Here is a 26831-nt window from a genome sequence, read left to right as displayed (position 1 = left end):
CCGTCGTTCACCGAATTCTCCCACCGGTTGCGGTCACCGGGTGACGAATCGAGGCAGTGGCACACCCTCACGCACAGTCGCGTCGCCGCAGACGGAGGACGGCCAGTTCGTCGTCGATACGCCTCCGGTCGATCTCGCCGCCGACGAGCGGGACGCGCGAGATGTGGTCGGTCCGGCGCTCGGAGCGGTACACGGCCACGGCGGCCGGGACGACCACCATGAGCAGGATGGTGATCAGGAGCACTGTGTTCATGACACGAATTGTTCTCTCGCCAATATCCTGCCACCAGTGGCTCGAAAGCCATCTTTCACAAATTTCCTGCCATACTGGGGACGTGTTGAAAACCGTGGCGGCACTGCTCTACGGAAAGGTCGCCCTGTTCGAGTTCGGTGTGGTCAACGAGGTGTTCGGCCTCGACCGCACCGACGACGGGGTGCCCTCGTTCGAGTTCCTGATCGGCTCGACGGAGCCTGGCACCCCGCTCAGCATCGGCAACGGCGCCTACGTGGTGCCACCGCATTCGCTCGACGACTGCCTGCGCGCCGACCTCGTATGCATTCCGGGCGGCAGCACCGGACCGGATTTCCCGCCGGAGATCCTCGCGACGCTTCGCGGGGTGGTCGACAACGGCGGCCGAGTCCTGACCGTGTGTTCGGGCGCATTCGCCGCCGGTGCGGCCGGACTGCTCGACGGGCGTCGCTGCACCACCCATTGGCGCTTCGGCACCGCGCTCGCCGAGGCCTACCCGCAGGCGGTCGTCGACACCGACGTCCTGTTCGTGGACGACGGACCGATCACCACCAGCGCGGGGACCGCAGCGGGTATCGACGCGTCGCTACATCTGGTGCGTGAGGAGTTCGGCCCCGAGGTGGCCAACCGGATCGCGCGGCGGATGGTGGTACCTCCGCATCGCGATGGTGGTCAGCGACAGTTCGTCGAAGCCCCCGTCCCGCAGTGCGACTCGGACGGGTTCGGCGCGACGCTCGCGTGGATGTTGGAGAATCTGGACCAGGACATCTCGGTCGATGCGCTGGCCGAACGGATGCGCATGTCGCCGCGAACCTTCGCCCGGCGTTTCGTCGACGAGGTCGGGGTGTCGCCACACAAGTGGCTCACCGAGCAGCGGGTGCTGCATGCGCGGCGCCTGCTGGAGTCGACATCGCTACCCGTCGACGATGTGGCCGGCCAGGCGGGATTCGCCTCCGCGACTCTGCTGCGTCATCACTTCAACGCCGTCGTCGGGGTGACACCGACGGTCTATCGCAGACGATTCGCGAGCCACTGACGGCTCGGCTCACGGTCTCCCGCGGTCAGGACTCCGCTGCGTAGGACTCCGCGAACGACACCCGCGGCGTCGTGGCCGTGTGATAGACGGCGAGCGCGGCGAACAGGACGGTCGCCACCGCGAACACCACCGCCAGCACTGCGGCCGCCACGGTCACCACCGTGAACGCGAGGCCGTCACCGGCGTTGGCGGCAAGCACCGCGGTCACCGCGAGCGCCGTCCCGAGCAGCGCCCACGCGGCGCTGCGGATGCGCGGGGCAACCACCGACGCATAGAAGAGCCGCTGATAGATGGCCAGTTCGAACTCGTCGACGGCCGCCGCACGCACCTCGTCGGCGCCTGCCAGCTCCCGCAGTTCCCGCGCGAGACCGACGTCTCGTCGCAGGGTCACGGTTTCTCGTTCGCGGTACCGGACGAACGCGATCACCCCGAGGGCGGCCGCGATCAGGCCCAACCCGACAACTACTCCCCAACTGTCCACGGCCCACACGCTACATGCGGGCGCGCGGACACAGTGCGCCCGGTCACACCGAGCACATGAGTGCGGTCAGACCTTCACGGTGACGGTCTGGGCGATGTTGCCGCGGGTCGCCTTGGAGTACGGGCAGAAGGCGTGGGCGCCGTCGGCCAGTTCCTGCGCCTTCGACTCGTCGACGCCCGGGATGTAGGCCTCGATCTGGGCCGTCAACCCAAAGCCACCGTCGGCCGGGTCCTTGCCGATACCGATGGTGACCGTCACCGTCGCCTCGTCGGGGACCGGTGATCCGGCTGCCTTCGACGTCGCGCGCAGAGCACCGAGGAAACATGCGGCGTACCCGGCGGAGAAGAGTTCCTCGGGGTTGCTGCCGTCACCGCTGCCGCCCATCTCCTTCGGCGGACGCAGGTCGAGGTCGATACGTCCCGACTCCGAGACGACTTCTCCGTCGCGGCCGCCGCCGGCCGACTTGGACGAGACTGTGTACACCGGTTCGATTGCCATCGTTTACGTCCTCCACCATCTCGATGTCAGGTCAGATCGTCGTGGGCGCGATCGGTCCGCGGACCCGCATGCCCTCATCCACCTTCTTACCAAGATCTCGGCCGAGGTTCCTCCGGTATCCCGAGACCGGTGACGGACACGACCCGTGCCATCGCGCCTCGCACGTGTCGTCGAGTGGCAGCGCCCGGTCGGCTGCCGTAGCCTGATCGCCACGAGTTCGTATGTAGCAGCGGGCCAGAGTCCTGCTGTTCGCGTCCGCGGTGTCCCTCTCTCAGGCAACGCGTCGAAAAGCGCATGCGAGCTCATCCGGACGAGAGAACTCACATGACCGACATCGCCACCGGCTCCCACGCACACCCCGAGATGACCGAACTCGATCGGGAACGATCGATGGGTGGGGTGGGCACCGAGACCACCGATCGGGAGGTCCGGCGCATCAGCCTCGCCGACTTCGACGAGCGGCGCGACCAGATCGCCGACGAACTCTGGTCGGCCGCAACGGATATCGGATTCTTCCAGGTTGTCGACCACGGCATCGACGTCGCCGAGGTGGAACACGCCTTCGCGATGTCGGCGGCGTTCTTCGCACTGCCCGACGAGATCAAGCAGCAGTATCCACTCCAGAAGGGCCAGAACGCAGGCTGGGAGTTCATGTCCCAGGTGCGGCCCTCGGTCGGCACGCCAGACCAGAAGGAGTCCTACCAGTTCACCCGTCCACGCATGGACGGCCTGTGGCCCACGGACGAGGAACTCGCCGGGTTTCGTCGCACCCTCGAGGATTTCGAGTACCGCTGTTGGCAGATCGCGATGCGGCTCCTGAGCTGTTTCGCCGACCGCCTCGGCCTCGACCGCGATTTCTTCACCCGGGCCCATGATCCGTCGGCCGACAGCTACCAGAGCACCCTGCGACTGCTGCACTACTATCCGTTCCCCGACGAACTCCTCGATGCGGAAAACATCTGGCGCGCAGGTGCACACACCGATTTCGACGTGTTGACCCTGCTGTTCCAGCGGTCCGGACAAGGGGGGTTGCAGGTGCTGCCGGGCGCGGAGGTGCAAGGACAGGCATGGACCTCGGTTGAGCCGTCCGACGATGCCATCACCTGCAACATCGGCGACATGTTGATGCGCTGGTCGGATGATCGCCTGCCGTCGAACTTCCACCGGGTGCGCGCGCCGCGCCGCGACGAATACCGCGGGGCGCGATACACCATCGCCTACTTCGCGCAGGCCAATACCGATGTCCTGATCGAGAGCGCCGCGGGCACCTACCCACCGATCACGGCAGCCGACTACATCGCCGCGCGCGTCGCGGCCAACTATCGAAAGTAGATGTCGCCCATGATCGCGTTCTCCGATGTCACGGTCTACACCGGCGGCAGGTGGCTGCCCCATCAAGACGTACACGTCGCCGAGGGCGTGGTGACCGCCGTCGACGACACAGCTCACCCCGGTACCGGCACCGGTCATCTCATTCCTGGCTTCGTCAACACCCACACACATCTGCAGCAGTCCCTGATGCGCGGGATCGCCGAGTGCACACCACTTCTCGAGTGGCTCCTGGCCGTCGGCGAGGAGTCGGTCGCGATCACGCCGGAGCGCGCCTACCTGGCCGCGGTATCCGCATGCCTGGAGGCGCTGCGTTCGGGCACCACCACCGTCGTCGAGCACATGTGGCCGCACCCCTCCGACGAGGTCCACGGTGCGGTGATCCAGGCGTTGCGCGACACCGGGATTCGGGCTGTGCTCGGTCGGGGCGTCGCCGACCGGCCCGATGCCACCCGTCGGTGGGGATTCGAGCCGCGCCTGATGCAGCCACTCGGGGAGGTCCTCGACCACATCGACCACCTGCGCGGTCAAGTCGATCGGTCTCGGATCAGTGTGGCACTGGCGGTGCCGAATCCACGATCGGTGACCGAGTCCGGGATGGCGACGTTGCGCGAGTTCGCCCGGTCGCGGGACATGCCGGTCTCCATCCATCTGTTGGAGACGCCGACCGACGACCGGATGTGCCTGGAACACGTCGGGATCGGGGCCGTCGAGTACCTGGACAGCAATGGCTTCCTGTGGGATCGGGTACTCGCGGTGCACTGTGTGGAACTCGACGACGTCGGGCAGCGCATCCTCGCCGAGCGCGGCGTCGCCGTGTCGCACAACCCGTTGTCGAACATGCGGCTGGGCAGCGGCGTGGCTCCGGTACCGGCGATGTTGGACCGCGGCTTGATGGTCGGTCTCGGCGTCGACGGTGCTGCCTCCAACGACACCCAGGACATGCTCGAGACCTTCCGCATCGCCGCGTATGTGCAGCGCGCGGTGCACAAACGCGCCGATCTGCTGGGCTTCGGCGAGATGCTCGACATCGCCTGCGGTGGCGCCAACACCGCGCTCGGTCTTCCCGAGGTCGTCGGCGGGGTGAGTGTCGGCGGCCCGGCCGACCTCACGCTGATCCGGTTCGACCGCGATCATGCGACGCTGCCGGTGCGCGATGCCGGCGCCTCACTGCTGACCACGGGATCGCGGTCCATCGTCGACACGGTGATGGTCGACGGCGAGGTCGTCGTCGCCGACGGTCGCAGTACGCGCGTCGACGAGGCGTCGATCGTCAAGGAGTTGTTGTCGCTCTGAGGGTGTGCGGACGCGAGTCGTCGGCGACGCGGATGCTCCACGCACCCGCAGATGTAGCAGCACACATCTTTGCTCGCAGGTTCCGCGGATGCGCGCCGATATTCGGTGGCGCGGCGCCGACTACTCGCTCACTTTCCTCGAAGCATCCGAGTGGGCCGCATGCGGGTCGATGGCGGCAGCCACTGATTGACGTTTCGACGCAGGGAGAACAGGCCCGCGAGGATCAGCAGGGCGAACTGGATCCAGGCGATCACCGTCATCGACGACGACACCTCCGGATAGGCGAAGAGCAGGTCGATGCCGATGGGTATGCACAGTAGGTTCACCACCACCGCCGCCAGGAAGAAGTTCCGGCAATTGCGGCTGTGGTGGTTGGCCGCCGCCACCAGCAGTGCGTACTCCACGGCGAGGAAGACCACGATCATGATCAACATGAACGGTGGGAAGAAACCGGCGAGCGAGTCGACGCGGTCCTCCGGGCTGGCGTTGTTCGGGTCGTTCACGACCCCTTCCATCAGACGCGCACGAAGCAGGTCGGTGATGCTGCCCAGGTTGACGAACCCATAGATCACACTGACCAGGCCTGCGATCGCCGCGCCCCACCATGCGACCCGTGCGTGCAGGGTCAGTGACCTCGGCGGCGCACCCGGGTCCTCGAGGCGGGACGGGTAGAGCACGGACTCGTCGCGCTCCCGAGAACTGCGCTCGATCTCCGCCAGGTCCTCCGCGTCGAGTTCGGCCTGGGTGGGGATGCGATCAGGGTCGTCGGGATCGGTCATGTCCCCGATTGTCGCACCTACCGTCACCGACCGATCTTGAGCATGCGGCCCACCGTCGCCTGCCACATCGTGCCGTCACGGGCGATGGTGCCGGTCAGCTCAAGCGGCTCGTCCACCGGCCCGTGACCGACCTCGAGTGTCCGCACGCGCTTGCCGGTCGCGAAATCGGTCGCCACGTAGTAGATCGGTCCGGCCTGTTGAATCGAACCCGGCACATACGGGCCGTACCCCAGCGCGTGGATCAGTCCGTCGGCTCGGGACAGCCGCGGCAGTGTGGCGATGCGGTCGCGGTTCTCCCACACCCGTCGACACCCTTGCGCCGAGACGTCGATGCGTGTCGATCCCCCGACGAACGGCGCGGTTGCCGGCACGCTCGGGCCGTCGACCGCCATCGGCGGGTACTGATAGCCGTAGGTGCTGGGGATGACCAACGAATCGCCCCAGGCCATCGGTGAGTTCTCGGTCCCCTGCCCGGACCGATCGAACGCCGGCATCCGACACACGGTGTCGCCGGTGTCGCTGTCGTAGACGATGAGTTGTGGGCGAACCGCGTTGTCCACGATCGCCACCCAGCCGTCGCCGCCCGGGCCGAAATAGGTTGGCGTGGTACCTGATCCCCAGGTCAGCTGACCGGGCATACGTGCCCGGCCCCGCTCGTAGGCGCGTCGCCACACCACCAGAGGTGTGCCGTCGGCCCGCACGCGCATCTCATAGAGCGCATGGGTGGTCAGGATCGAGGCTCCCGATGCGCGGACCGACAGTCCGTTGCCGAGGTTCTCTCCCCGCGGCAGGTGCATGGAGCGAACCCGGACCCGGTCGGTTCCAGAACCGTTGGTGGACATGCCGTTGGGGGACACGGTCCCGACCACGCCGTGGGTGGTGGCGAACCAGATGCGTCCGTCATGGTCGGGGGCCAGCCCGGTGACGGAGTCACCGGCCGGGATGTGCCGGGAGATGTCGATGCGGTCGTCGACGTACACCTGCCACCCGGCCCGTGTCTTGCGATGGCCCACACGCAGGATCGCACCGGAACCGTCCGCGACGACGACGCGGTCACGACCGTCGAGGTAACCGTAGACACCGCCGAGCAGCCCACCCTTGGTGAGTTGCCGACGGGCCAGCGGTGCCGCGGTGACCGGATCGAAGAGCGTCACCGTCGCGACGGCGACGGTCGGTGGCGAGGTACCGACGAACTGCGTGCACAGGGAGATCGGCATGCCGTCACGGCCGACGAATGTCGCGGCACAGGCACCGCCCGGCACCGACGATGCCACCAACCGCGCCGACCGACCCGGGCCCGGAAAGGGCGTCGAGTCGGTCGAGCCAAGGTCGCCGTGCATCAACGAGGTACCCGTGGGCCCGAGGCCCGGTGTCTCCGCCGGCGCCGCAGCAACCACACCGCCACCGAGCATCCCGAGCCCCAGAACCGTTGCGGCCATCACCGCCCAGAAACGCACCATCCCAACAGGATTACAGGTTCGTGGCCGAGCACACACCGCGAGGGTCGGTTACGCCGTGTCGAACGAGATCAGCTGTTGAACTCGCCGAGCAGGAATTCCATCCCCGGGAGCAGGGTCGCCAGCATCGGGACGACGTGGTTGACGATCGTCTTGGTCATGATCGGCGGGGTCGGGTTGGTGACGAATCGGACGTCGGCACCCTGGGCGCGCCAGTCACGAGCGAGCTGTTCGACCTGGCCGTACGGGATCACGTCGTCGTTGAGCCCGCCCTCGAGGAACACCGGCGCATTCGGTGCGAGTCGTCCGATTCGTTGTTCGTCGACGACCTTCCCGACCTCCGGATGACGGTTGATGACGGCGCTCAGCGGCTCACCGGTGCGGGTCCAGCTGTTGGTGCGCTGGAAGGCGTACTGCAGGATGATGTCGCCGATGCAGTCCTGGCTGATCCGCCGCAGCGCGGCTTTACCCGCGGGGTTGGTTTCGTGCTGCACCACCTTGGCGACCTCGGGGTAGCGCGCGGTCAGTCCGTTGATGGCGAATCCGATGGCACCGGAGATCGTGGTCCCGTCGATGGCATCGATGACCTTGGACAGGTCGGCGGGCGGGGCACCTGCGTAAGTGCCCTTGACGTTCAGGTCGGGTGCGTAGGTCTCGGCGAGTTCGGCGGCCGACGCGGCGGCCCCGCCGCCCTGCGAGTAGCCGGCGAAGCCGACGGGCGAATCCGCCGGGGCACCCGATGCGTGGAGCGCCGCCCGGGCGCCGTCGAGCATCGCGTAGCCGGTCTCACGCCGGTTCACGTATGTGTGGATGCCCGGCGTGCCCATCCCGATGTAGTCGGCGACGAACACCCGCACCCCGTGGGTGAGCAGGTAGTACATCTCCGGCGCCGTGTAGTTCACACCGACACTGGGCTTGGACAGATCCACCGACATGGGGAACGCCATCATCTTCGACGGCGCGCACTGGTCTGCCTGACCGATCGTGCCCGGACCGACCACGACGGTCGGCCGCGCGCCCTTGCCCTGCCACGGTGCGGTCGGCTCCACGACGGTGCCGGTGGTCGCCGCAGGTTTCCCGTCCTGATAGCGCGAGGTGTACATGACCTTGGTGGCGCTTCCCGGCCACTGATTCGGGGCACCGGGGATCTGCAGCAGCAGCGGGCTGGCCTCGCTCTTGATGACCGAGCCCGGCGTCGCCGAAAAGGTGCTCGGCGGCGTGTAGAAGTCCGTTGCCGCCGAGGCCGTCGCGGTCGCCACGGTGAGTGCCGAGCCGACGACGAGGCCGCTGGTCACGACGGCCGCCAGACGACGGACCAGTCGCGACCGCCGACCCGCCTTCGTTGAGATGATCCCCGAATCTTGTGTCATGAACACGTAAGCTACCCCACAGTAACTTTGCGGTGGTGACCCGGGTCATCATGACTGCGGATACAAAGAATTGCCCTCCCGCTCGCGCAGCGAGCGAAAGGGCAATCCGATGGTTCGAACGGGTCGCGCGGGTGACTCAGACCAGGAGTTCGGCGATCTGAATCGTGTTGAGCGCAGCGCCCTTTCGCAGGTTGTCGCCGGAGACGAACAGGGCCAGACCCCGACCGTCGGGAACGCCCGGATCCTGACGGATGCGACCGACGAGCGAGTTGTCCTTGCCTGCGGCCGCCAGCGGGGTCGGCACGTCGACGAGGTCGACACCGGTCGCAGCGGCGAGGATCTCCTGTGCCCGCTGTACCGACAACGGGTTGGCGAACTCGGCGTTGATCGACAGCGAGTGCCCGGTGAAGACCGGCACCCGCACGCAGGTCCCGCTGACCAGTAGCTCGGGGATGTCGAGGATCTTGCGGGATTCGTTGCGCAGCTTCTGATCTTCGTCCGTCTCGCCGGAACCGTCGTCGACGAGCGACCCGGCCAAGGCGACGACGTTGAACGCGATCGGCGCCACGTATTTGTCGGGCGCCGGGAAATCGACGGCACTTCCGTCGTGCACGAGCTTCTCGGCATCGCCGACCACGGCACGCGCCTGCGATGCGAGTTCCTCCACCCCGGCCAGCCCGCTACCGGAGACGGCCTGATAGCTGGAGATGATGAGACGCTGCAGTCCCGCCTCGTCGTGCAGCGGCTTGAGCACCGGCATCGCGGCCATCGTGGTGCAGTTCGGGTTCGCGATGATGCCCTTCGGCGGGTTCTTCGCGAGTTCACCGTTGACCTCGGAGACCACCAGCGGGACCTCGGGGTCCTTACGCCACGCCGACGAGTTGTCGATGACCGTCACGCCCGCGGCAGCGAAGCGTGGGGCCTGTTCCTTCGACATCGTCCCGCCCGCGGAGAACAGCGCGATGTCGAGGCCGGACGGATCCGCGGTGGCAGCATCCTCGACGACGATCTCGCCGTCGCCCCACGGCAGCGTCTTGCCCGCCGACCGTGACGATGCGAAGAATCGGACATTGTCCGCGGGGAACTTGCGCTGCGCCAACAGGGTTCGCATCACGGCGCCGACCTGACCGGTCGCGCCGACGACTCCGATGTTCACCATGTCATCGCCCCGTTCCGGCGTAGACGACGGCTTCTTCTTCGCCACCGAGATCGAATGCCTCGTGCAGCACGCGGACGGCGTCGTCGAGTTCGGTGTCCCGGCACAGCACCGAGATCCGGATCTCCGAGGTGGAGATCAGCTCGATGTTGATGCCCGCCCGGCTCAGGGCCTCACAGAAGGTGGCGGTCACGCCGGGATGCGACTTCATCCCCGCGCCGACGAGGGACACCTTGCCGATGTGGTCGTCGTACAGCAGATCGGTGAAGCCGATCTCGGCCTGCAGCTTGGCGAGCTTCTCCATACCCACCGGGCCGAGTTCACGCGGCAGGGTGAAGGTGATGTCGGTCTTGCCGGTCTCGACCTTGGAGATGTTCTGCAACACCATGTCGATGTTGATCTCGGCCTCGGCGACCGCACGGAACACCTTGGCGGCGTAGCCCGGCTGGTCGGGAAGTCCGACGACGGTGATCTTGGCCTCGCTGCGATCGTGTGCGACGCCGGTGAGAATGGCTTCTTCCACGGGGATGTCCTCCATCGATCCGGCGACCATGGTGCCGGGTTTTGTCGAGTACGACGAGCGCACGTGAACGGGAACGTTGTACCGACGGGCGTACTCCACGCAACGCAGCATCAGCACCTTGGCGCCACATGCCGCCATCTCCAACATCTCCTCGAAGGAGACCGTCTCGAGTCTTCGGGCGTCGGAGACGATGCGCGGGTCGGCCGTGTACACGCCGTCGACGTCGGTGTAGATCTCGCAGACGTCGGCCTTCAGCGCCGCCGCCAACGCGACGGCCGTGGTGTCGGAACCACCGCGACCGAGCGTGGTGATGTCCTTGGTGTCCTGGGAGACGCCTTGGAATCCGGCGACCAGAACGATCTTTCCCTCGTCGAGCGCGCTGCGGACGCGGCCGGGCGTGACGTCGATGATCTTCGCCTTGCCGTGGCTGCTCGTCGTGATCACGCCGGCCTGCGAGCCGGTGAACGACTGGGCATGCGCACCGAGCGAGCTGATAGCCATCGCGACCAGCGCGTTGGAGATCCGCTCACCCGAGGTGAGCAGCATGTCCATCTCACGCGCCGGCGGCGTCGGGTTCACCTGCTGAGCGAGGTCCAGCAATTCGTCGGTGGTGTCGCCCATCGCGGACACCACCACGACCACGTCGTTTCCCTGCTTCTTCGTCTCGACGATGCGCTCGGCGACTCGGCGAATACGCTCGGCCGTGCCGACCGAGGATCCGCCGTATTTCTGCACAACGAGTGCCACGTCGGAACCACCTTCCGGGGTTGTCGAATGCATCGACCCTGCTCGCGCATCGTTCATCGACGCGACGAACAGGGGATCCTTGCGGGGATCACCTTACCGGCGCGGCCCAGTCGACCCGAATCGACCGTTGCGACGCCCGTGAGCTGGGTCACGATTTCGACCCCGGTCCGACGGGAGCTTTCGGCGCGGCTCCTCGACGGAATGTGGTGCGCCCCGACATGGCCCGGCGATGTGGTGGTCGCCACTACGCGACGCGACCTACCATCGCTGAGGTGGCCACCGGAACCGACGTCGGCGCGACCCCGCGTGAAGACCGCCCTCGACGCGTCCCCGCCCGCCGGCCGACACACGTGACCGGTCGACGCCCCCGCCCGACCTCGAGCATCCGGCAGTTCTCGACCCGCCCCTGGCTCGAGCCGATCCTCGTCTTCCTGACCATCCGCGCCATCGGGATTCTCGTCTTGGCCCGGTTCACCGACCTGCGAGGGACGACGCTCGGCAACGCCCTGTCCCTCTGGGACGGCAAGTGGATGGTGGCGATCGCCCAGTACGGCTACGCCGACGTGCCGTATACCCAGACCGATGCACGCGGCCTGCACACGGCCGACACCGCCTACGCGTTCTTTCCCGGCTATCCGATGCTCGTCGGCGCGGTCGCGAAACTGCCGTTGATCAGTCCGTTCGGCGCCTCGCTCGCAGTGAACCTGATCCTCGGCTGCATCGGCGCGGTCGGAGCCGCGCGGCTCGGGGCGATCTGCGCGACGATGATGGCCCGCCGATCGCCCATCGGCCCGGCCAACCCCCGTCGCACGGGCTTGTTCCTGGTGGCATTGTTCGCCGCGACACCGATGTCGGTGGTCCTCAACATGGCCTACACCGAGGCGCTGTTCTGCGCGTTGTCGGTGTGGGCACTGGTCGGGGTGTTGCGCCGACAATGGCTGCTCGCCGGCATCTGCGCATGTCTGGCGGGAGCGAGCCGACCGACGGCGATCGTGTTGATCGGCGTCGTCGTGCTGGCCGCGATCCTGGCGCGGCGCGACGGATGGCGAGCGTGGGCCGCCGTGGTGCTCAGCCCGCTGGGTTATCTCGGTTATCTCGCCGTTGTGTGGGCGCACACCGGATCACCGACGGGATGGTTCCGCATCCAGACCGATGGCTGGGGAACGGAGTTCGACTGGGGTCGTTCCACCTTCTCCTTCATCAACGAGACACTCGTGCACTCGGGTGAGGTGGCCCCGGTCGCATCGGCGTGGATCATCCTCTCGACGCTGGCGATGCTCGTGGTGGCCGCGTGGTCGCGGTTGCCGTGGCCGGTGTTGCTCTACGGCGCCCTGGTGGTGGCGTCCATCGTGTTGTCGAGCGGGTTGATGATGAGCCGGGCCCGACTGTTGCTGCCCGCATTCGTACTGTTGGTGCCGGTGGCGCTGGTGCTGGCACGGTGGCGGCCCGGCGTTGCGATCGCCGCGATGGTCCCCGTGGTCTTCGGTAGTGCCTGGTTCGGCGCCCACATGCTCACCGTGTATCCACACGCAATGTGACCGTGTATCCACACGCAATGTGACCGCCGTTCTCGGCGACGACCCGACCCGGTCGGGTCGATCTCCTGCGGACATCGAATCGAACGGGACCGAGCGCGTGGCATGCCAGTACGTCCACGCGGGCCCGGCGATGGTTCAGCCCTGGGGCCGCAGTCCGTCGAGCACCACCCGGATGAGCCGTCTGCGCGTCTCGGCGGTGTCGTCGACGGCGCAGGTCATGGACAGACCGCCCATCAACCGCGACACGTCGTCGGGCTCGACGTCATCGCGGAACGAACCGTCGGCGCGACCGGCCGCCAGGATCGCGGTCATCAGTTGCCGCGAATCGGTGCGCGTCTCCTCGAACACCTGGGTGTGGTCACCGACGGCGGCCAGGATGGCCTCCTTCATCCCCTTCTTGGTGCTCGCCGTCGACATGTATGCGGCGAACATCGCCTCGAGCGCCGCGGTCGCCGACTCTGTCTCCAACAGTCGTCTGCCGTCGGCGACGATCTGGGCGGAATAGCTGCGGAAGGTCGCCTCCAGCAACGCCGTGCGGTTCGGGAAGTGCCGGTAGAGAGTGCCGACCCCGACTCCGGCCTCGGCGGCCACCTTGTCGAGGGCGACGTCGACACCGTCGGTGTGGAACAGCTCCTGGGCTGCGGCCACGAGCTTCTCGTAATTGCGTGCGGCATCGGCACGACGAGCTCCGGCGGCCACGTCATCCTCCTCAGGTCCACGGCGCGTGACGGCATCGTCGAACACACCCTTGCTATCCGGAGGAATCCTCCGTATATTAATCGGAGGAAGCTTCCGTTTCAGCGTCGAGTGTACGCCACGCTCACGCATCGTCCATCACAACGCGTCGCACGCCCCGGCGGCCCCGCCCGCGTACGACCGGAGATGATCCCTACCGAAGAGAGTCCGTACATGTCTCTTTCGTCATCGATCGCGCAGCCCGCGACACCGGGTCAGATCCCCCGGACGGCCCGGCTGCGCGCCCGGATCAACACCGACATCCTCGTTTTGGTCGCCGTTCTCGGCTGCCAGCTGATGGTGGTGGTCGACGCCACCATCGTCAACGTCGCATTACCGAACATCCAACAGTCCCTTGGCTTCTCCACATCCGATCTGTCCTGGGTGCTCAACGCGTACACCCTCACGTTCGGCGGTTTGCTGTTACTCGGCGCCCGCCTCGGCGACATCCTGGGACGTCGCAGCACCTTCCTCGGCGGATTGACGCTGTTCGTGTCCGCCTCGATCTTCGGCGGGTTCGCCACCGACACCTCGATGCTGTTGGTGGCCAGGGCATTCCAGGGCATCGGAGCCGCCGTCGCCGCGCCCGCCGCGCTGGCCCTGCTGATGACGCGGTTCCCGGAGGGCCAGGCACGCACTCGCGCCCTGGCGCTGTTCACGGCCGTGTCCATCGGAGGTTTCTCCATCGGACTCGTGGTCGGCGGCGGACTCGTCCAATGGCTCGACTGGCGCTGGGTGTTCTTCGTCAACGTCCCCATCGGCCTGGTGGTGATCGTGGCCGGGCTGATGTCACTACCGCGCCTGACCGCCACGAGCGGATCCTTCGATCTCCAGGGCGCCGTGTATTCGACGGCGGGCGTCGGCGCCATCGTCTATGGACTCGTCAACGCCGCCGAACACGGCTGGTCGGCGTCGGTGACGATCGTCGCGCTCGCTGTCGGCGTCGCCCTGCTGGCGGCCTTCGTCTACACCGAGAACCGTGTGCCACAACCCATCACGCCACTGCGCCTGTTCGCGAGCACGTCGCGCAGCGCAGCCCATCTCGGACGGTTGGTGATGGTGGCCGGATTCATGGGCATCATGTTCTTCCTCACCCAGTACATGCAGGAGGTGCTGCACTACGGCCCGCTCGAGACCGGACTCGCCTACCTGCCGATGACCGCGGCGACATTCGCGGCCTCGCAACTGAGCGCGCGCGTACTGGTGGCCCGATTCAGCACGCGGGCCCTGCTCATCGTGGCGTTCTCGATCGCGGCGGCCGGCCTGTACTGGTTGGGCACACTCGATGCGAGCACCCCGTACCTCCGACTGCTCGGCCCGTTGATCCTGATCGGCGCCGGTGGCGGTATGGCCTTCCTGTCGCTGACCACGGCGGCGTTGCGTGGGGTCCATCCCGACGACGCGGGGGCGGCATCCGGGTTGGTCAACACCGCCCAGCAACTCGGCGGCACGGTCGGACTGGCCATCATGGTCGCGATCTTCGGCGCATCGACCCGGGGCATGACGCCGTCGGACACAACCTTCGCACACGGTATGACGGTGACCGTGCTGGCCGCCGCGGTGTTATTGAGCGCAGGCGGTGTCCTGATGGCACTCACCCAGGGTGAACGAGTTCAGGAACGCACGGCTCTGGCCTCGAATCCCGCACAGAGATAATCGATTCCGTCCTCGACCCGAGCGCGGGGATCACGCAGGCGGGGCGCCGCACCGTAGTCGGAGAGCGACTCCAGGTGCGGCGCCCCGACCGTGCTGCGTCCGTCGATCAGGTCCTCGAGTCCATCCGGACGATCCGAGGGTTTCTCCGCGCGCAGCAGGTCATCACTGACCGCCACGAGGGCGACACCGTGCACGTGGCTCCACACCGTCAACGCCATCCCGGTCGCCTCGACGATGTCGACACCGAGTTCGAGGAACCCCGCAGCGAACCAGTCCAGGCAGCGCAGCGACTCGTCGCCGAAGCTGTGCCGCGGCGAGGAGTACGCCAGCACCACCCACGGGTGGCGCTGATACAGCTCCCAGTCGATGTCGACGGCCGCGCGGACACGTTCTCGCCACGAGCCGATTCCGGGATCATCGACCGGATACGGGAAACGACGACCGATCTCTTCGGACATCTGCTGCAGCAGCGTGTCCTTGTCGTCGACGTGGCGATAGAGCGACATCGCACCGACGCCGAGTTCGTCGGCGATGCGTCGCATCGACAGTGCACCGATCCCGTCGCGGTCGGCGACATCGATGGCGGCATCGACGATCGCCGAGAGGGTGAGTTTCGCCCCACCGGTGTCCGCGCCCTTCTCCACCCGCGCCATCTGCTCCCCTCCGGCCCGCACACTGCGGGGAATATTTCGCTTGCGTACAGCGTACCCAATCTCGTAGCCTTCCAGCGTACGGCGTACGCGACGAGACCGGTCGACGTGCGCCTGATGCATTTCGACCGAACCAGGAGCAGTCATGTCCACCGTCACCCCATCGTCGGATCAGCGCCACGGCCAGACGCCGGGCACTGAGCGACGTATGTGGTGGGGCCTGGCGGTGCTGACGCTGCCGGTGCTGCTCGTCTCGATGGACTTCTCGGTGCTCTACCTGGCCATCCCGGCGATCACGGACGCCCTCGACCCGTCGGCCACCCAGCAGTTGTGGATTCTGGACATCTACGGCTTCCTGATCGCCGGCCTGCTCATCACGATGGGCAACGTCGGTGACCGGGTGGGCCGTCGGCGCATCCTGCTCGCGGGTGCGGCACTGTTCGGCGTGGCGTCGGTGATCGCGGCGTTCGCACCCAACGCCGCCGTGCTGGTCGCGGCACGCGCGTTGATGGGGGTCGGCGGCGCGACGCTGATGCCGTCGAGTCTGTCGCTGATCGCCAACATGTTTCCCAACGCCCGCGACCGCGCGAAGGCCATCGGCGTGTGGACCGCAGCGTTCGCCGGCGGCAGCGCGATCGGCCCGGTCATCGGCGGGGTCCTCCTGCACCATTTCTGGTGGGGCGCCGTGTTTCTCATCAACGTGCCGGTCCTCGCCATTCTGTTCCTCGCCGGTCCCCGGCTGGTCCCCGAATACCGAGCGGGCAGTTCGGCTCCGTTCGACGTGACCGGTGTGGTGCTCTCGATGCTGGGCATCCTCCCGCTGGTGTACGCCGTCAAGACCCTCGCGGCCGAGGGCGCGAGCCCCACGGTGTTCGTCATCGGCGCGTTCGGCGTGCTGATGCTGGCGCTGTTCCTCGCCCAGCAGCGCCGGGCGGCGGCACCGCTGCTCGACCTCGCGCTGTTCCGCAACCCGCTGTTCTCCTCGGCGGTCTCGGTCGCGCTGGTGGGCATGATGGCGCTGGGCGGTATGTCGTACCTGACCGGCGTGTACCTGCAGTCGGTGCGCGGTTTCGACGTGTTGTCGGCAGCACTGGCCGGCCTACCGATGGCGGTCGCCGTGGCGGTCTTCTCCATCGGTGCGTCCCGGGTCGTCGCGGCGGTGGGGCTACGGACCGCATTCGTCGGTTCGGTGTTGCTCGCCGCGGCAGGCAACCTCGGGCTGCTCATGCTGGACATGTCCAGCCCGCTGTGGATCTATCTGGTGTTCACCTCGATCGCCGGTATCGGCTACGGCGTGCAGTTCAGCGTGGTGTCCGACGTCGTGGTCGGGTCGGTCCCGGTCGAACGATCCGGTGCCGCCTCGGGAATCTCGGAGACGAGCTTCGAACTCGGCACCGCACTGGGACTGGCGCTGCTCGGGTCGTTGGCGACCCTGGTGTTCCGCGAGAACTCCGGCGGGTGGTCGTTCGGTGACACCCTGGGCGAGACGCTGCACCGCGCACTCGGCATGGGTGACGACGGCACCGCGCTGGCGTCGGCCGCGCGCGCCGCCTACGTCGACGGCATGCACGCGGCGTCGTTGGCCAGCGTGATCCTGCTCGGAGTACTCGCCGTGGTGCTGACGCTCGTCATGCGTACGCGCCGGACCTCGCGTCCGAACAGTCCGCAGGAAGTGTCGCCGACGATGCCCTAGCCTGGGCCGTGTGCATGAGCTGATCGAAAACCGCTGGAGCGCACGGGGCTACGATCCCGCCGCCACCATTTCCACCACCGACCTGACGACCATCCTGGAGGCCGGGCGTTGGGCGCCGACATGGGGACGGGTGCAGCCGATCCGCTTCATCGTCGGCATGCGTGGCGACGAGACGTTCGGCAAGATCTCCGAGACACTCACCCGCGGCAACGCGGGCTGGGCGCCCGCCTCGGCGGCCCTGATCTTGGTCTGCACCGCCGACGAGCCCGACGACGAGAAAGCCCGCACCTACGCCGACGTGGACACCGGACTCGCTGTCGCACAGATGATCCTGCAAGCCGGATCGCTGGGATTCAACGGCCACCCGATGGCCGGATTCGATCCGGAGAAGGCGCGCGCCGCGTTCGCCATCCCGGCCGATCGGCGTGCCCTGGTCCTGCTCGGCATCGGGCGCCTCGCCGACCCCACCACCGTCGCCGACGACATCCGGGAGCGCGACCAACGCCCCCGCACCAGACTGCCGCTGGATCAGGTGGCATTTGCCGGGAGTTGGGGACAGCCGTTCTGATGTGGGGCGTCAGCGCACATCGGCATCGTGGGTGACGGCGGAACGGTCGTCCGAGCGATACCAGTTGACGTAGTCCGCCACCCCGTAGGCCGTCAACCGTCGCAACGAGGTGTGCACCACCGCACGCTTCGACAGTGCGATGCCCCGCGCGCCGGTGAGCGCTCGCACACGCTGCTGGAGTATCGCGTCCTCGTCGGCCTCGCCGATACTCGTACGGGGGAAACCGCCACTGCACTCGTACATTTCGGCATCGATCGCGAGGTTGTTGCCGACAACCGCGAAACTGCGCCGTCGCTCGTCTGACTCGGACCTGGTGCGCCACCACTGCGCCGCATGCCCCAGACGCCACAGTCGGCCCGCCAGGTTGAACAGCGTCGCCGACGACCCGGCCTCCGGCCGGGCCAGGACCCGACCACCCACGAGCCGCTTCCCGCCGAGCAGTGGCACCAACAGTGCCGCAAGCCAGTTGGCCGTGGGGAGGGTGTCGGCATCGGTTCGGGCAAGATAGACGGCGCCGGTGTCGATCGCGTGACGGCAGGCCGTGTCGGCGGCGCAGCCGGTACCGGCCTGTTTCTCGGTGACCAGCTCGATCGGCACCGAGGGCTCGGCGGACGCGAACTCCCGCACGATCTCTGCCGTCCGGTCCGTGCTGTTGTTGTCGCAGACGATGATCCGATAACCGTTGAGAACGTCGCGGTGGACCACGTCGTCGAAACACTGCCCGCACACCGCGGCCAGTGTCTCGCTGATGTACTTCTCCTCGTTGAACGCCGGGATGACGACGGCGACCAACGGTCTGGTTCCGTCGGGGGCCATAGTCCCATTGCAGCACGACTTCTGCGAAGTGCCCACCGATGTGGCAGATTTGTGGTGGTGCGCACCGCCTCGAGTCGCGACCTCATGCCACCCCGCTCCCACGATCCGAAAAGCGCTCCCCGACTGCGACGATCCGGCTTGCGCCCTCTGCTGATCGCCGTCGCCGCAGCCGCGTTGACCGTGACGACCATCACTGTGCCGACCACCGCTCGTGCGGCGGAATCGTTGACCGACGAGTTCGATGGCGCCGCAGGCGCGGCACCCGATTCCGCGCTGTGGCGGTACGACACCGGTGGTGGCGGATGGGGGAACAACGAGAAGCAGACGTACACGAACTCGCGCGAGAACTCCCGACTCGACGGCAACGGGAATCTACTGATCCAGGCACGTGGGTCGGGCAACTCGTGGACCTCGGCACGGCTGACCACCAAGGGCACCTTTTCGTTCACCTACGGCACGGTCGCCGCCCGGATCGCGATCCCGCACGGCCAGGGACTGCACACGGGATTCTGGACGCTCGGCACCGACCACGACCTGGTGGGCTTCCCCCGCTCCGGCGAACTCGACATCGCCGAGGCGATCAACGCCAACGACTGGGTGCATGTCGGCCTGCACGGACCCACCGGACTGACCACCGGCTCGGGTTCGATCGATTCCGGATCGGCGGCCTTCGGCTCCCTGGCCGGCGTCCTCCCACTACCGGACGGACTCAACGGCCGATACCAGCACGGCTACAACATCACGGGCATCGATCCGACGGCGTTCCACACCTATGCGGTGACCAAGACGTCCACCCAGATCACGTTCTCGTTCGACGGATCGGCGGTCTATACATTCAAACGATCGGGGCTGGCCACCGGCGAACAATGGGTCTTCGACAAACCCATGTACGCGATCCTCAACCTCGCGGTCGGCGGGATCTGGCCCGGGGCAGCCGATTCCACGACGCCGAGCCCGGCGACGATGACGGTCGCATGGGTCCGCTACTCACCCTGAGCACGGGCTGGGCCCTGCGTGCGGCATCGCCCCATTTGATCCACGCTGATCGCGAGGGGTACAGTGGCCTGCATGCAGCGTGCCCTCCTTCTTGGCCGCCGCGGCGGGGTCTGATCGACCGGCCCTCCGTCGCGGGCCTTTTCGCGCGCCGGTCATCTTCCCCATCTTGATTCGGAGTTGACCTCACATGGCACCAGCAGACACTTTCACCTCGGGCGCGAGCCGCATCGTCGAGCCGTCCGGCCCCATCCCCGCCGACCAGCCCGTCTGGAACACCCAGCGCAGCTCGGCAATGCCAGTCCACCGTTATCGCCAGTTCGCCGACGAGGTCGAGACGATCTCGCTGCCGGACCGCACGTGGCCCGACAAGGTCATCACCACGGCCCCGATGTGGGGTGCGGTGGACCTGCGCGACGGTAACCAGGCGCTGATCGACCCGATGAGCCCCGCCCGCAAGCGGCGGATGTTCGAGCTGCTCGTCCGCATGGGTTACAAAGAGATCGAGGTCGGCTTCCCGTCGGCCAGCCAGACCGATTACGACTTCGTCCGCGAGATCATCGAAGACGAAGCCATCCCCGACGACGTCACCATCCAGGTACTCACCCAGTGTCGCCCGGAACTGATCGAACGGACCTTCGAGGCCTGCCGCGGCGCGAACAAGGTCATCGTGCACTTCTACAACTCGACGTCGGTGCTGCAGCGTCGGGTGGTGTTCCGCGCCGACAAGGCCGCCATCACCAAGATCGCCACCGACGCGGCCCACCAGGTACTCGAGGAGCAGAAGAAGTATCCGGACACCCACTGGCGCTACCAGTACTCGCCCGAGTCCTACACCGGCACCGAGCTCAGCTACGCCAAGGACATCTGCGACGCGGTCACCGAGATCATCGCCCCGACGCCGGAGAGCCCGATGATCATCAACCTGCCCGCGACCGTCGAGATGGCGACGCCCAACGTGTACGCCGACTCGATCGAATGGATGCACCGCAACCTGGCGCGTCGCGACTCGATCATCCTGAGCCTGCATCCGCACAATGATCGCGGCACCGCCGTCGCGGCCGCCGAGCTGGGTTTCCAGGCGGGTGCCGACCGCATCGAGGGCTGCCTGTTCGGCAACGGCGAGCGCACCGGCAACGTCTGCCTGGTGACGCTGGGCATGAACCTCTTCAGCCGCGGTGTCGACCCGCAGATCAGCTTCTCCGACATCGACGAGATCCGTCGCACCGTCGAGTACTGCAACCAGCTGAACGTGCCGGAGCGTCACCCCTACGGCGGTGATCTGGTCTACACCGCGTTCTCGGGCAGCCATCAGGACGCCATCAACAAGGGCCTCGATCAGATGAAGATCGACGCCGACGAGGCAGACTCCGACGTCGACGACATCCTCTGGCAGGTTCCGTACCTGCCGATCGACCCCAAGGACGTCGGTCGCAACTACGAGGCCGTCATCCGCGTCAACAGCCAGTCCGGCAAGGGCGGCGTCACCTACATCATGAAGGCCGACCACGGCATGAACCTGCCGCGGCGCCTGCAGATCGAGTTCAGCCGCGAGATCCAGAAGATCACCGACGGCGAGGGCGGCGAGGTGTCGCCGAAGGAGATGTGGGATGTCTTCGCCGACGAGTACCTGAACCCGGTCCGACCGCTCGAGCGGATGCGTCAGCGTGTGGACGCAGCAGAGGTCGACGGCGGCGAGGACGGAATCACCGCGGTCGTCAAGATCGACGGCGTGGAGAAGGAGATCTCCGGCGTCGGCAACGGTCCCCTGGCCGCATTCGTCCATGCCCTGTCCACCGTCGGGTACGACGTCCGCATCCTCGACTACGCCGAGCACGCCCTCACCGCGGGTGACGACGCGAGCGCGGCGTCCTATGTGGAGGCCGAGGTCAACGGCGAGACCGTGTGGGGCGTCGGTATCGCATCGTCGATCACCACGGCGAGCCTGCGAGCCGTCGTGTCGGCCGTGAACCGCGCCCACCGGGTGAGCGCGCCCGACACCGAAGAAGCCGGTGCCGCCCCGCGCACCTGGGCGCCGTAACACACGGCAGCTGTCACCACCGGACACCAGACTTCCATGACCCGGGGCCATCCCCCGCTGTCGTGGACCGATCATGGGCCGGACCGTCATCGGCGGGCGATCCCCGCCGATCACGGCCCGGCCTGTGTCTTTTTCGTGGCCACCTGCCGGCCACGACGGTGTCCTCACCCGTTCCGGGTGACGACACCGCGCCCGAGTCGGCCGACACTTCGGTGAGGGCACCGGGAGATTCATGCCTTGCGAAACCGGGTACGGCACACCGCGGGAGCGGACCGCGACGAGGAGGTTCGTGATGGGCACCGCGACCGAACTGGGGCCGATCGACTACGTCGTCATCGAATTACCGGGTGACACACGCACTTTCACTGACTCGGTGTGTGCTGAGATCACCGAACTGGTGAACCGCGGCATGATCCGGGTCCTCGATCTCCTCGTCATCGACCGCGACCGGGCCGGCGCCATCTCGGTCACCGAGTTCGAGGAACTCGACTCGTCGCGCCTGCCCGTGTTGCGCGACGAACTCGCGGAGATCCTCGCGTTGGAGGATGTCGAGAATCTCGCGACGGCGGTGATCCCGGGCCATGCGGCCGCGGTGATCGTCTGGGAATACCTGGTGACCCGACCGTTGTCGGCGGCCGCGCAGACCTCGGGGTGCCGTCTGGTCGCCCAGGGCCGCATCCCGACCCAAGCCATCGTCGCCACCCTGAACGCCGACCAGTCCGCCACCGAGTGACGTTCCTCAGATCAGGTTTTTGGCACGCGCCCGATCCACCGCATCCCGTCTCGACGACACCCCGAGTTTGCGATAGATCGACTGCTGGTGGGTCTTGATCGTGTTGACCGACACGAACAGATCCGCCGCGATCTCCGATGCCTTGTACATCGTCGGCAGATATCGCAGCACCACCATCTCGCGTTCGGTGAGATCGTCGATCACCGGACCGATGGCGTCGGCGGACGGGGCACGCCCGCCACACGTGTCGATGAGCGTGCGCACGAAGTCGGTGTGTTTGTCGGCCACATGCTCGAAGCGCTGCAACAACATACGCATCTCGGGGCCCGCGACCACGAAGGGGCGCACCTGCCCCACCGGTGCCGCGGAATCCACCGCCTCGCCCAGATGTGTCAACGCATCGGACAGATGATCGAGCCGCGCCGAGGCCACCGCCGACAGGACCGCGGCCTCGGTCATCTGGAGACGATAGGGCGCGAAACGACGGGCCGATCCGAGCACCACGAGCGCATCCCGCGGACGCATCAGATCGAGATACGCCTTGGCCCTGGCGATCCGGTTCAACGCGACCCCGTACGCGCCGATCCCCGACGCCGATTCGGCCTCCTCGATCATGTCGCCGTCACCCGCGAGTACGGCGATCTCCGCCTTCGCCGTTCGATACCACGCCTCGAGAAGCCGGGGCAGCGGACCGGTTCGCGTCCGGATCGCGTCGAGTCGCTCACCCGCGACTCGGGCAGACTGCAGGTCGCCGCGCGTGACAGCCACCCCCACCGCCGCGATCTCCAGGATCAGCCAGGCGCCACCGTCCGCGGCTTGGGCGCTCGACCGCCGGCCGTCGTCGATCGCGCGTTCGGCGGCGTCGAGATCATGGCATTCGAGTTCCAGCAGCGCCGCGGCCGCGTGCACCGCCATCGCTTGCGGTTGACGGTGCCAGGCCCGTCGGGCGGCAACGGTGCGCATCGCATCGATGCGTGTGCGGACGGCGGGCAGGTCCCCGCCGATCAACTCGATCAACGCGAGATAGGCATCGGCGGCCATGGCCATCAGCGTCATCCCCGACGCCGCGGCGCGGACCCGACTTCCCTCGAGTTCGCCTGCCGCAGTGGTCAGTTCTCCGTCCTGGAACAGTCCGATCGCACGATCGTTGCGGGCGATCAGGACGTAGGCGGCCGCGGCAGGCGCATCGGAGAGAGGTGCGGCCGTCGTCACCGCGACGACGTCGTCGCATCGCGAGACGATGTCGCCGAGTCGGTCGAGTCGTGCGCGGACCATCCGGCTCAGCGCGATGACGATGCGCGCCGAGAACGACGGACAGTCGGATTGTCGGCTCAACAGGCGTTCGGCCTCGTCGACGTCGCGGACCATCAGGTCGAAGTCGCGCTGATGAAACTGTGCGACGGCCGCGCACAACAGGTTCTCGGCCGTCGGGACACGAACCGCTGCTTCGGTGGCCGGTGCGAGGGCCGCGGCGAGCGCAGGCGCCTGCGGTGACAGCATCAGCGGGATCGCCTGGGTCCCGAGGACCCGCAGTGCGTCGGGCCAAGCGCTCACACGACACGAATGGTGGATCGCAGAGATCGGGTCGCCTGCGTCGGCGAACCACGTCGCCGCCCGGCGTTGCAGGTCGATCGGGCCGTCTGGATTCTCGGCGGCGAGACGATCGGTGAGCAGTTCACGGAACAGCGGGTGATAGGAGAACCAGTCGGGCCGGTCGGCGAGCCGCACGGTGAGCGTGTTGTGGGCGACCAGATCGTCGAGCACCTGGCGGCTGTCGGCACGACCGGTGAGCGCTCGGGCCAGATCCGCCGTGATCGGGTCGACGATGCTGGTGGCGAGGAGAAAACGACGATCGCTGGGCGGCACCTGCTCCAGGATCTCTTCCAGGAGATAGGACGCGACCAGGTCGTTGCGACCGCTGAACTGACGCAGCCCCGCCTGGATGTCGTTTCCCCGGGCGCCGAGCAGCGCCAGACGCAATCCCGCAGGCCAGCCCTGCGTGCGTTCCAGCAGCACGTCGAGTTCGGCGTCCGGGAGTTCGCTGCCGGCGCGAACACACAGATCCGACGCCTCCGCCCGGGTGAACTCGAGCTGGGTTGCGGTGATCTCGATGAGTCGACCGTCGAGCTGGCGCCGACGCAGGTGCAGAGCGGCGGGAGCCACCCTGGTCACCAGCACCAGTCGGAGATTCGGCGGTTGACGGTCGATCAGATGATCGACCGAGGCCAGCACATCCGGGTCGGTGACCCGGTGGAAATCGTCGAGCACCACCGTGATCGGGCCGAGCTCGGCAGCCAACCCGTCGAGGGCCAAACGCAATTCAGGTCGGCCGAACCCGGTGCCCGGCATGATCTGTCGGAGGCGACTGTCCGGTGGCAGCGCCACCGCTGCGGTCACCGCGGCCAGGATGTCGGACCAGAACGACTGCAGATCACTCGTCTCGTCTGCGCCGAGCCAGGCGACCGTCTCGCGCATCGCCGTCGACCGTGACCATGCTGCGACGGCGAGCGTCTTGCCGTATCCGGGTCCGGCGGTCACCAGGATCACCTGTCCGCCACGGCCGGCGGCCAATGCGTGGTCGAGGCGGGGTCGTGGCACGAAGCCCGGCGGGATCTCGGGTCGTGACAGACGCAGCCGCAGCCCGGGCGCGATGTGTCCGATCGCCTCGTTCACGTGTTGATCCGATCTGCCGGCGCCCCGCGCACGGTCGGGGACCTATCGGAGAAATCGTAACGCCGACGACACGATCTGCCCGGCCGATGACGGCAGATGTGTCCGATCATCTGAGTCGGGTGACGACAGTGCACCCTCCGAGCTGGCATCGTGAGCCAAGGCAACGAAATTCGTGTCGCCGGTCCGCCCAGGGAGGTTCCATGCCGCTGCGTCCCGGTCGCCTCCATCGTCGCGCGGTCATCGGACATCCGGTTGTCCGTACACCGGCGATTCCCGGTTCGGCGATCGCACTCGAATTCGGGGTCCGACGCCGCCGCGAGAGCAACCGAGACACGACACCCGATCCGTGAGGTGCCGGCGGATTACGCCTCGGCGTCCTCCGTCGATACGGTCGCGGTCGATCCGGCCTCGGCGTCCGGGGTCGGCCGGTCATCCGGGATCTGAGCTCCTGACCCGGAATCTTCGTCGGCATCCGTCTTGCGTGCGCGGCGCGCGGGTTGGATCACGAACTCGAACACGACCAACAGCAGCGCGGCGACGACCACGGTCCACACGACCACCATCGCGGTCGGGTACGACCAGAACATCAGCAGCAGCGCGGCGAGCACGATGATCGCGACGCGGACCGGGACCCGGACCTGCCATCCCCACCGCTCGAAATCCTTGGGCGGTCGATCGGCTCGCCGGGCGTCCACGGCACCGAATCCGCGCCCCACCCCGGACCGCACAAAACTCGCAGATCGCGAGCCACCGGCAAAGAATCCGACCGCTGCGATCACCAGACCGAGCACCGCCACGGCGCGCAGGGCGGTTCGCAACGGCGCCACAATGGTGTCGAAGATCGACCGGGCGGCGTCCGCCGAGAGCACGTCGGGCGGCATCTCGTTCAGATACACGAAGCGGCCGGTCAGGATGCCCAACGCCAACAGCAGCATCGCGACCACCACGGCCACGCCGACCACGGTCGTGGTGCGCAGTCGGCGGCCGTGGCCGGCAAGGGCGACGGCACCGATCGCGGCGAGGATCGCCAGCCAGGGCAGGATCGTCGCGACCTTGTCCAGCGCGTTGACCAGACCCTGGGCCCGCGCGAGTTCCGGTGACCGGAAGATCACGAACTGCTTGTCGATCGAGGGGATCCGGTCGGCGAACCCGAATCCACGCTCGCCCAGGCGGGTCTTGATCTGGTCGATGACCGGGCCCAACTGGATGCTGATCGTGCCGTTGTCGTCGATCTTGATCGCACCGTGTCGGGTATCCCCGGTGACCGTCGCGACCACCGCCTCGTGTGCCTGACGGTTCGCCGCGCTCCAGAGATCCTTGAACTGCTGTGAGCCGACGAACTCGGCGACGGTGTTGTGTACGAACGACTTCGCCTGACCGGCGATGACCGGGGCGAGACCGACAAGCGCCTGGTCGACGCGGGGACGGTCGGCGGGAGTCACCTCCGTCAGGGTCTGCAGCGCCTCGGTGACGACCTGCTCGATGTCGAGACGGTCGTCGATCGCGGCGGTGATCGACGCAGTCACCTGGGTCTGCACTGCGGGGTCGGATGCGAGTGGGGCGACGGTCGCGACGTAGTGATCGGTGTCGAGGATCTCCGCGCGGACGAACCGGGTGGTCACCGACAACAGCGCCAACAGCGCGGTGAGCACGATGAGCACCACCACGCCGAATCGCCGCCAGAAGCCCCGACCGCGCGGTGTCCGCCCCTCGAGTTCGGCAACCCGTTCACGCAGTCGCTCCAGCTCCGCACGTTCCTGCACGTCGAGCGGATCCGATTGCGCCCCGGTCACATCAGCCACATGGACCTCCC

23 protein-coding genes are annotated in these 26831 nt (G+C 67.2%); 10 read left to right on the top strand and 13 right to left on the bottom strand.

The annotated features are described in order from the left end of the window. Positions 1-67 precede the first annotated feature (67 nt). Complete coding sequence (locus AAFP35_RS18775) at positions 68-253, bottom strand: hypothetical protein (protein WP_419223156.1); 186 nt, start codon at positions 251-253, stop codon at positions 68-70. A gap of 82 nt (positions 254-335) precedes the next feature. Between AAFP35_RS18775 and AAFP35_RS18770 the strand changes: the two genes are divergently transcribed. Beyond that, positions 336-1286: a helix-turn-helix domain-containing protein gene (locus AAFP35_RS18770; protein ID WP_419223155.1), complete on the top strand. Its 951-nt coding sequence runs from the start codon at positions 336-338 to the stop codon at positions 1284-1286. Between the two features lie 25 nt (positions 1287-1311). Here AAFP35_RS18770 and AAFP35_RS18765 read toward each other — a convergent pair whose 3' ends face one another. Together AAFP35_RS18765 and AAFP35_RS18760 are read right to left on the bottom strand one after the other, a co-directional pair. Beyond that, positions 1312-1776, bottom strand: a complete 465-nt coding sequence (locus AAFP35_RS18765) for a hypothetical protein (RefSeq protein WP_419223154.1) — start codon at positions 1774-1776, stop codon at positions 1312-1314. A gap of 57 nt (positions 1777-1833) precedes the next feature. Continuing rightward, positions 1834-2265: an organic hydroperoxide resistance protein gene (locus tag AAFP35_RS18760; RefSeq protein WP_419223153.1), complete on the bottom strand. Its 432-nt coding sequence runs from the start codon at positions 2263-2265 to the stop codon at positions 1834-1836. A gap of 324 nt (positions 2266-2589) precedes the next feature. Between AAFP35_RS18760 and AAFP35_RS18755 the strand changes: the two genes are divergently transcribed. Then, complete coding sequence (locus AAFP35_RS18755; protein WP_419223152.1) at positions 2590-3597, top strand: 2OG-Fe(II) oxygenase family protein; 1008 nt, start codon at positions 2590-2592, stop codon at positions 3595-3597. Then, the gene (locus tag AAFP35_RS18750) at positions 3598-4890 is read left to right on the top strand and encodes an amidohydrolase family protein (protein ID WP_419223151.1); all 1293 of its coding nucleotides are present in this window, start codon (positions 3598-3600) and stop codon (positions 4888-4890) included. A gap of 128 nt (positions 4891-5018) precedes the next feature. On the opposite strand, the gene AAFP35_RS18745 is transcribed toward AAFP35_RS18750, so the two are convergent. The 5 genes from AAFP35_RS18745 to AAFP35_RS18725 all read right to left on the bottom strand — a co-directional run bounded on the left by AAFP35_RS18745 (position 5019) and on the right by AAFP35_RS18725 (position 10922). Further along, positions 5019-5669, bottom strand: coding sequence for a hypothetical protein (locus AAFP35_RS18745; RefSeq protein WP_419223150.1), 651 nt, complete (start codon positions 5667-5669; stop codon positions 5019-5021). A 23-nt stretch (positions 5670-5692) separates the two neighbouring features. Continuing rightward, entirely contained in the window at positions 5693-7129 is a 1437-nt protein-coding gene (locus AAFP35_RS18740; RefSeq protein WP_419223149.1) for a two-component regulator propeller domain-containing protein, read from the bottom strand. 68 nt (positions 7130-7197) lie between these two features. Then, positions 7198-8496: a lipase family protein gene (locus AAFP35_RS18735; protein WP_419223148.1), complete on the bottom strand. Its 1299-nt coding sequence runs from the start codon at positions 8494-8496 to the stop codon at positions 7198-7200. A 136-nt stretch (positions 8497-8632) separates the two neighbouring features. After that, positions 8633-9655, bottom strand: a complete 1023-nt coding sequence (locus AAFP35_RS18730) for an aspartate-semialdehyde dehydrogenase (protein ID WP_419223147.1) — start codon at positions 9653-9655, stop codon at positions 8633-8635. A gap of 1 nt (position 9656) precedes the next feature. Beyond that, on the bottom strand, positions 9657-10922 hold the full coding sequence (locus AAFP35_RS18725) for an aspartate kinase (protein ID WP_419223146.1): 1266 nt from the start codon (positions 10920-10922) through the stop codon (positions 9657-9659). Positions 10923-11194: 272 nt separating this feature from the next. On the opposite strand from AAFP35_RS18725, the gene AAFP35_RS18720 reads away from it, so the two are divergent. Then, on the top strand, positions 11195-12460 hold the full coding sequence (locus AAFP35_RS18720) for a hypothetical protein (protein WP_419223145.1): 1266 nt from the start codon (positions 11195-11197) through the stop codon (positions 12458-12460). Between the two features lie 135 nt (positions 12461-12595). Here the strand turns inward: AAFP35_RS18720 and AAFP35_RS18715 are convergent, their stop codons facing one another. Further along, on the bottom strand, positions 12596-13159 hold the full coding sequence (locus AAFP35_RS18715) for a TetR/AcrR family transcriptional regulator (protein ID WP_419223144.1): 564 nt from the start codon (positions 13157-13159) through the stop codon (positions 12596-12598). A 210-nt stretch (positions 13160-13369) separates the two neighbouring features. On the opposite strand from AAFP35_RS18715, the gene AAFP35_RS18710 reads away from it, so the two are divergent. Further along, positions 13370-14851: an MFS transporter gene (locus tag AAFP35_RS18710; RefSeq protein ID WP_419223143.1), complete on the top strand. Its 1482-nt coding sequence runs from the start codon at positions 13370-13372 to the stop codon at positions 14849-14851. Here the strand turns inward: AAFP35_RS18710 and AAFP35_RS18705 are convergent. Beyond that, complete coding sequence (locus AAFP35_RS18705) at positions 14809-15504, bottom strand: TetR/AcrR family transcriptional regulator (protein ID WP_419223142.1); 696 nt, start codon at positions 15502-15504, stop codon at positions 14809-14811. The two genes, AAFP35_RS18710 and AAFP35_RS18705, sit on opposite strands and share 43 nt — an antisense overlap. A 142-nt stretch (positions 15505-15646) precedes the next feature. On the opposite strand from AAFP35_RS18705, the gene AAFP35_RS18700 reads away from it, so the two are divergent. Together AAFP35_RS18700 and AAFP35_RS18695 are read left to right on the top strand one after the other, a co-directional pair. Further along, a complete protein-coding gene (locus AAFP35_RS18700; RefSeq protein WP_419223141.1) occupies positions 15647-17194 on the top strand; it encodes an MFS transporter in 1548 nt (515 codons plus the stop codon). 10 nt (positions 17195-17204) lie between these two features. Further along, the gene (locus AAFP35_RS18695) at positions 17205-17762 is read left to right on the top strand and encodes a nitroreductase family protein (protein WP_419223140.1); all 558 of its coding nucleotides are present in this window, start codon (positions 17205-17207) and stop codon (positions 17760-17762) included. A 9-nt stretch (positions 17763-17771) separates the two neighbouring features. Here AAFP35_RS18695 and AAFP35_RS18690 read toward each other — a convergent pair whose 3' ends face one another. Next, positions 17772-18578, bottom strand: coding sequence for a glycosyltransferase (locus AAFP35_RS18690; RefSeq protein ID WP_419223139.1), 807 nt, complete (start codon positions 18576-18578; stop codon positions 17772-17774). Between the two features lie 138 nt (positions 18579-18716). Between AAFP35_RS18690 and AAFP35_RS18685 the strand changes: the two genes are divergently transcribed. The 3 genes from AAFP35_RS18685 to AAFP35_RS18675 all read left to right on the top strand — a co-directional run bounded on the left by AAFP35_RS18685 (position 18717) and on the right by AAFP35_RS18675 (position 22345). Beyond that, a complete protein-coding gene (locus tag AAFP35_RS18685; RefSeq protein ID WP_419223138.1) occupies positions 18717-19574 on the top strand; it encodes a glycoside hydrolase family 16 protein in 858 nt (285 codons plus the stop codon). A 187-nt stretch (positions 19575-19761) separates the two neighbouring features. Beyond that, on the top strand, positions 19762-21612 hold the full coding sequence (gene leuA, locus AAFP35_RS18680; RefSeq protein ID WP_419223137.1) for a 2-isopropylmalate synthase: 1851 nt from the start codon (positions 19762-19764) through the stop codon (positions 21610-21612). 292 nt (positions 21613-21904) lie between these two features. Next, entirely contained in the window at positions 21905-22345 is a 441-nt protein-coding gene (locus AAFP35_RS18675; protein ID WP_419223136.1) for a DUF6325 family protein, read from the top strand. Positions 22346-22351: 6 nt separating this feature from the next. On the opposite strand, the gene AAFP35_RS18670 is transcribed toward AAFP35_RS18675, so the two are convergent. Further along, positions 22352-25018: a LuxR C-terminal-related transcriptional regulator gene (locus tag AAFP35_RS18670; RefSeq protein WP_419223135.1), complete on the bottom strand. Its 2667-nt coding sequence runs from the start codon at positions 25016-25018 to the stop codon at positions 22352-22354. A 362-nt stretch (positions 25019-25380) separates the two neighbouring features. Then, entirely contained in the window at positions 25381-26820 is a 1440-nt protein-coding gene (locus AAFP35_RS18665; protein ID WP_419223134.1) for a hypothetical protein, read from the bottom strand. Positions 26821-26831 lie beyond the last annotated feature (11 nt).

The sequence above is a fragment of the Gordonia sp. CPCC 206044 genome (assembly GCF_048537895.1).
GTDB lineage: Bacteria > Actinomycetota > Actinomycetes > Mycobacteriales > Mycobacteriaceae > Gordonia.
This window is presented reverse-complemented; position numbering and strand designations above follow the sequence as displayed.

Coding starts and splice junctions, on each gene's coding strand:
- AAFP35_RS18775 (WP_419223156.1), bottom strand. CDS start 253: ATGAACACAGTGCTCCTGATCACCATCCTGCTCATGGTGGTCGTCCCG.
- AAFP35_RS18760 (WP_419223153.1), bottom strand. CDS start 2,265: ATGGCAATCGAACCGGTGTACACAGTCTCGTCCAAGTCGGCCGGCGGC.
- AAFP35_RS18755 (WP_419223152.1), top strand. CDS start 2,590: ATGACCGACATCGCCACCGGCTCCCACGCACACCCCGAGATGACCGAA.
- AAFP35_RS18750 (WP_419223151.1), top strand. CDS start 3,598: ATGTCGCCCATGATCGCGTTCTCCGATGTCACGGTCTACACCGGCGGC.
- AAFP35_RS18745 (WP_419223150.1), bottom strand. CDS start 5,669: ATGACCGATCCCGACGACCCTGATCGCATCCCCACCCAGGCCGAACTC.
- AAFP35_RS18740 (WP_419223149.1), bottom strand. CDS start 7,129: ATGGTGCGTTTCTGGGCGGTGATGGCCGCAACGGTTCTGGGGCTCGGG.
- AAFP35_RS18735 (WP_419223148.1), bottom strand. CDS start 8,496: ATGACACAAGATTCGGGGATCATCTCAACGAAGGCGGGTCGGCGGTCG.
- AAFP35_RS18730 (WP_419223147.1), bottom strand. CDS start 9,655: ATGGTGAACATCGGAGTCGTCGGCGCGACCGGTCAGGTCGGCGCCGTG.
- AAFP35_RS18710 (WP_419223143.1), top strand. CDS start 13,370: ATGTCTCTTTCGTCATCGATCGCGCAGCCCGCGACACCGGGTCAGATC.
- AAFP35_RS18705 (WP_419223142.1), bottom strand. CDS start 15,504: ATGGCGCGGGTGGAGAAGGGCGCGGACACCGGTGGGGCGAAACTCACC.
- AAFP35_RS18700 (WP_419223141.1), top strand. CDS start 15,647: ATGTCCACCGTCACCCCATCGTCGGATCAGCGCCACGGCCAGACGCCG.
- AAFP35_RS18690 (WP_419223139.1), bottom strand. CDS start 18,578: ATGGCCCCCGACGGAACCAGACCGTTGGTCGCCGTCGTCATCCCGGCG.
- leuA (WP_419223137.1), top strand. CDS start 19,762: ATGGCACCAGCAGACACTTTCACCTCGGGCGCGAGCCGCATCGTCGAG.
- AAFP35_RS18675 (WP_419223136.1), top strand. CDS start 21,905: ATGGGCACCGCGACCGAACTGGGGCCGATCGACTACGTCGTCATCGAA.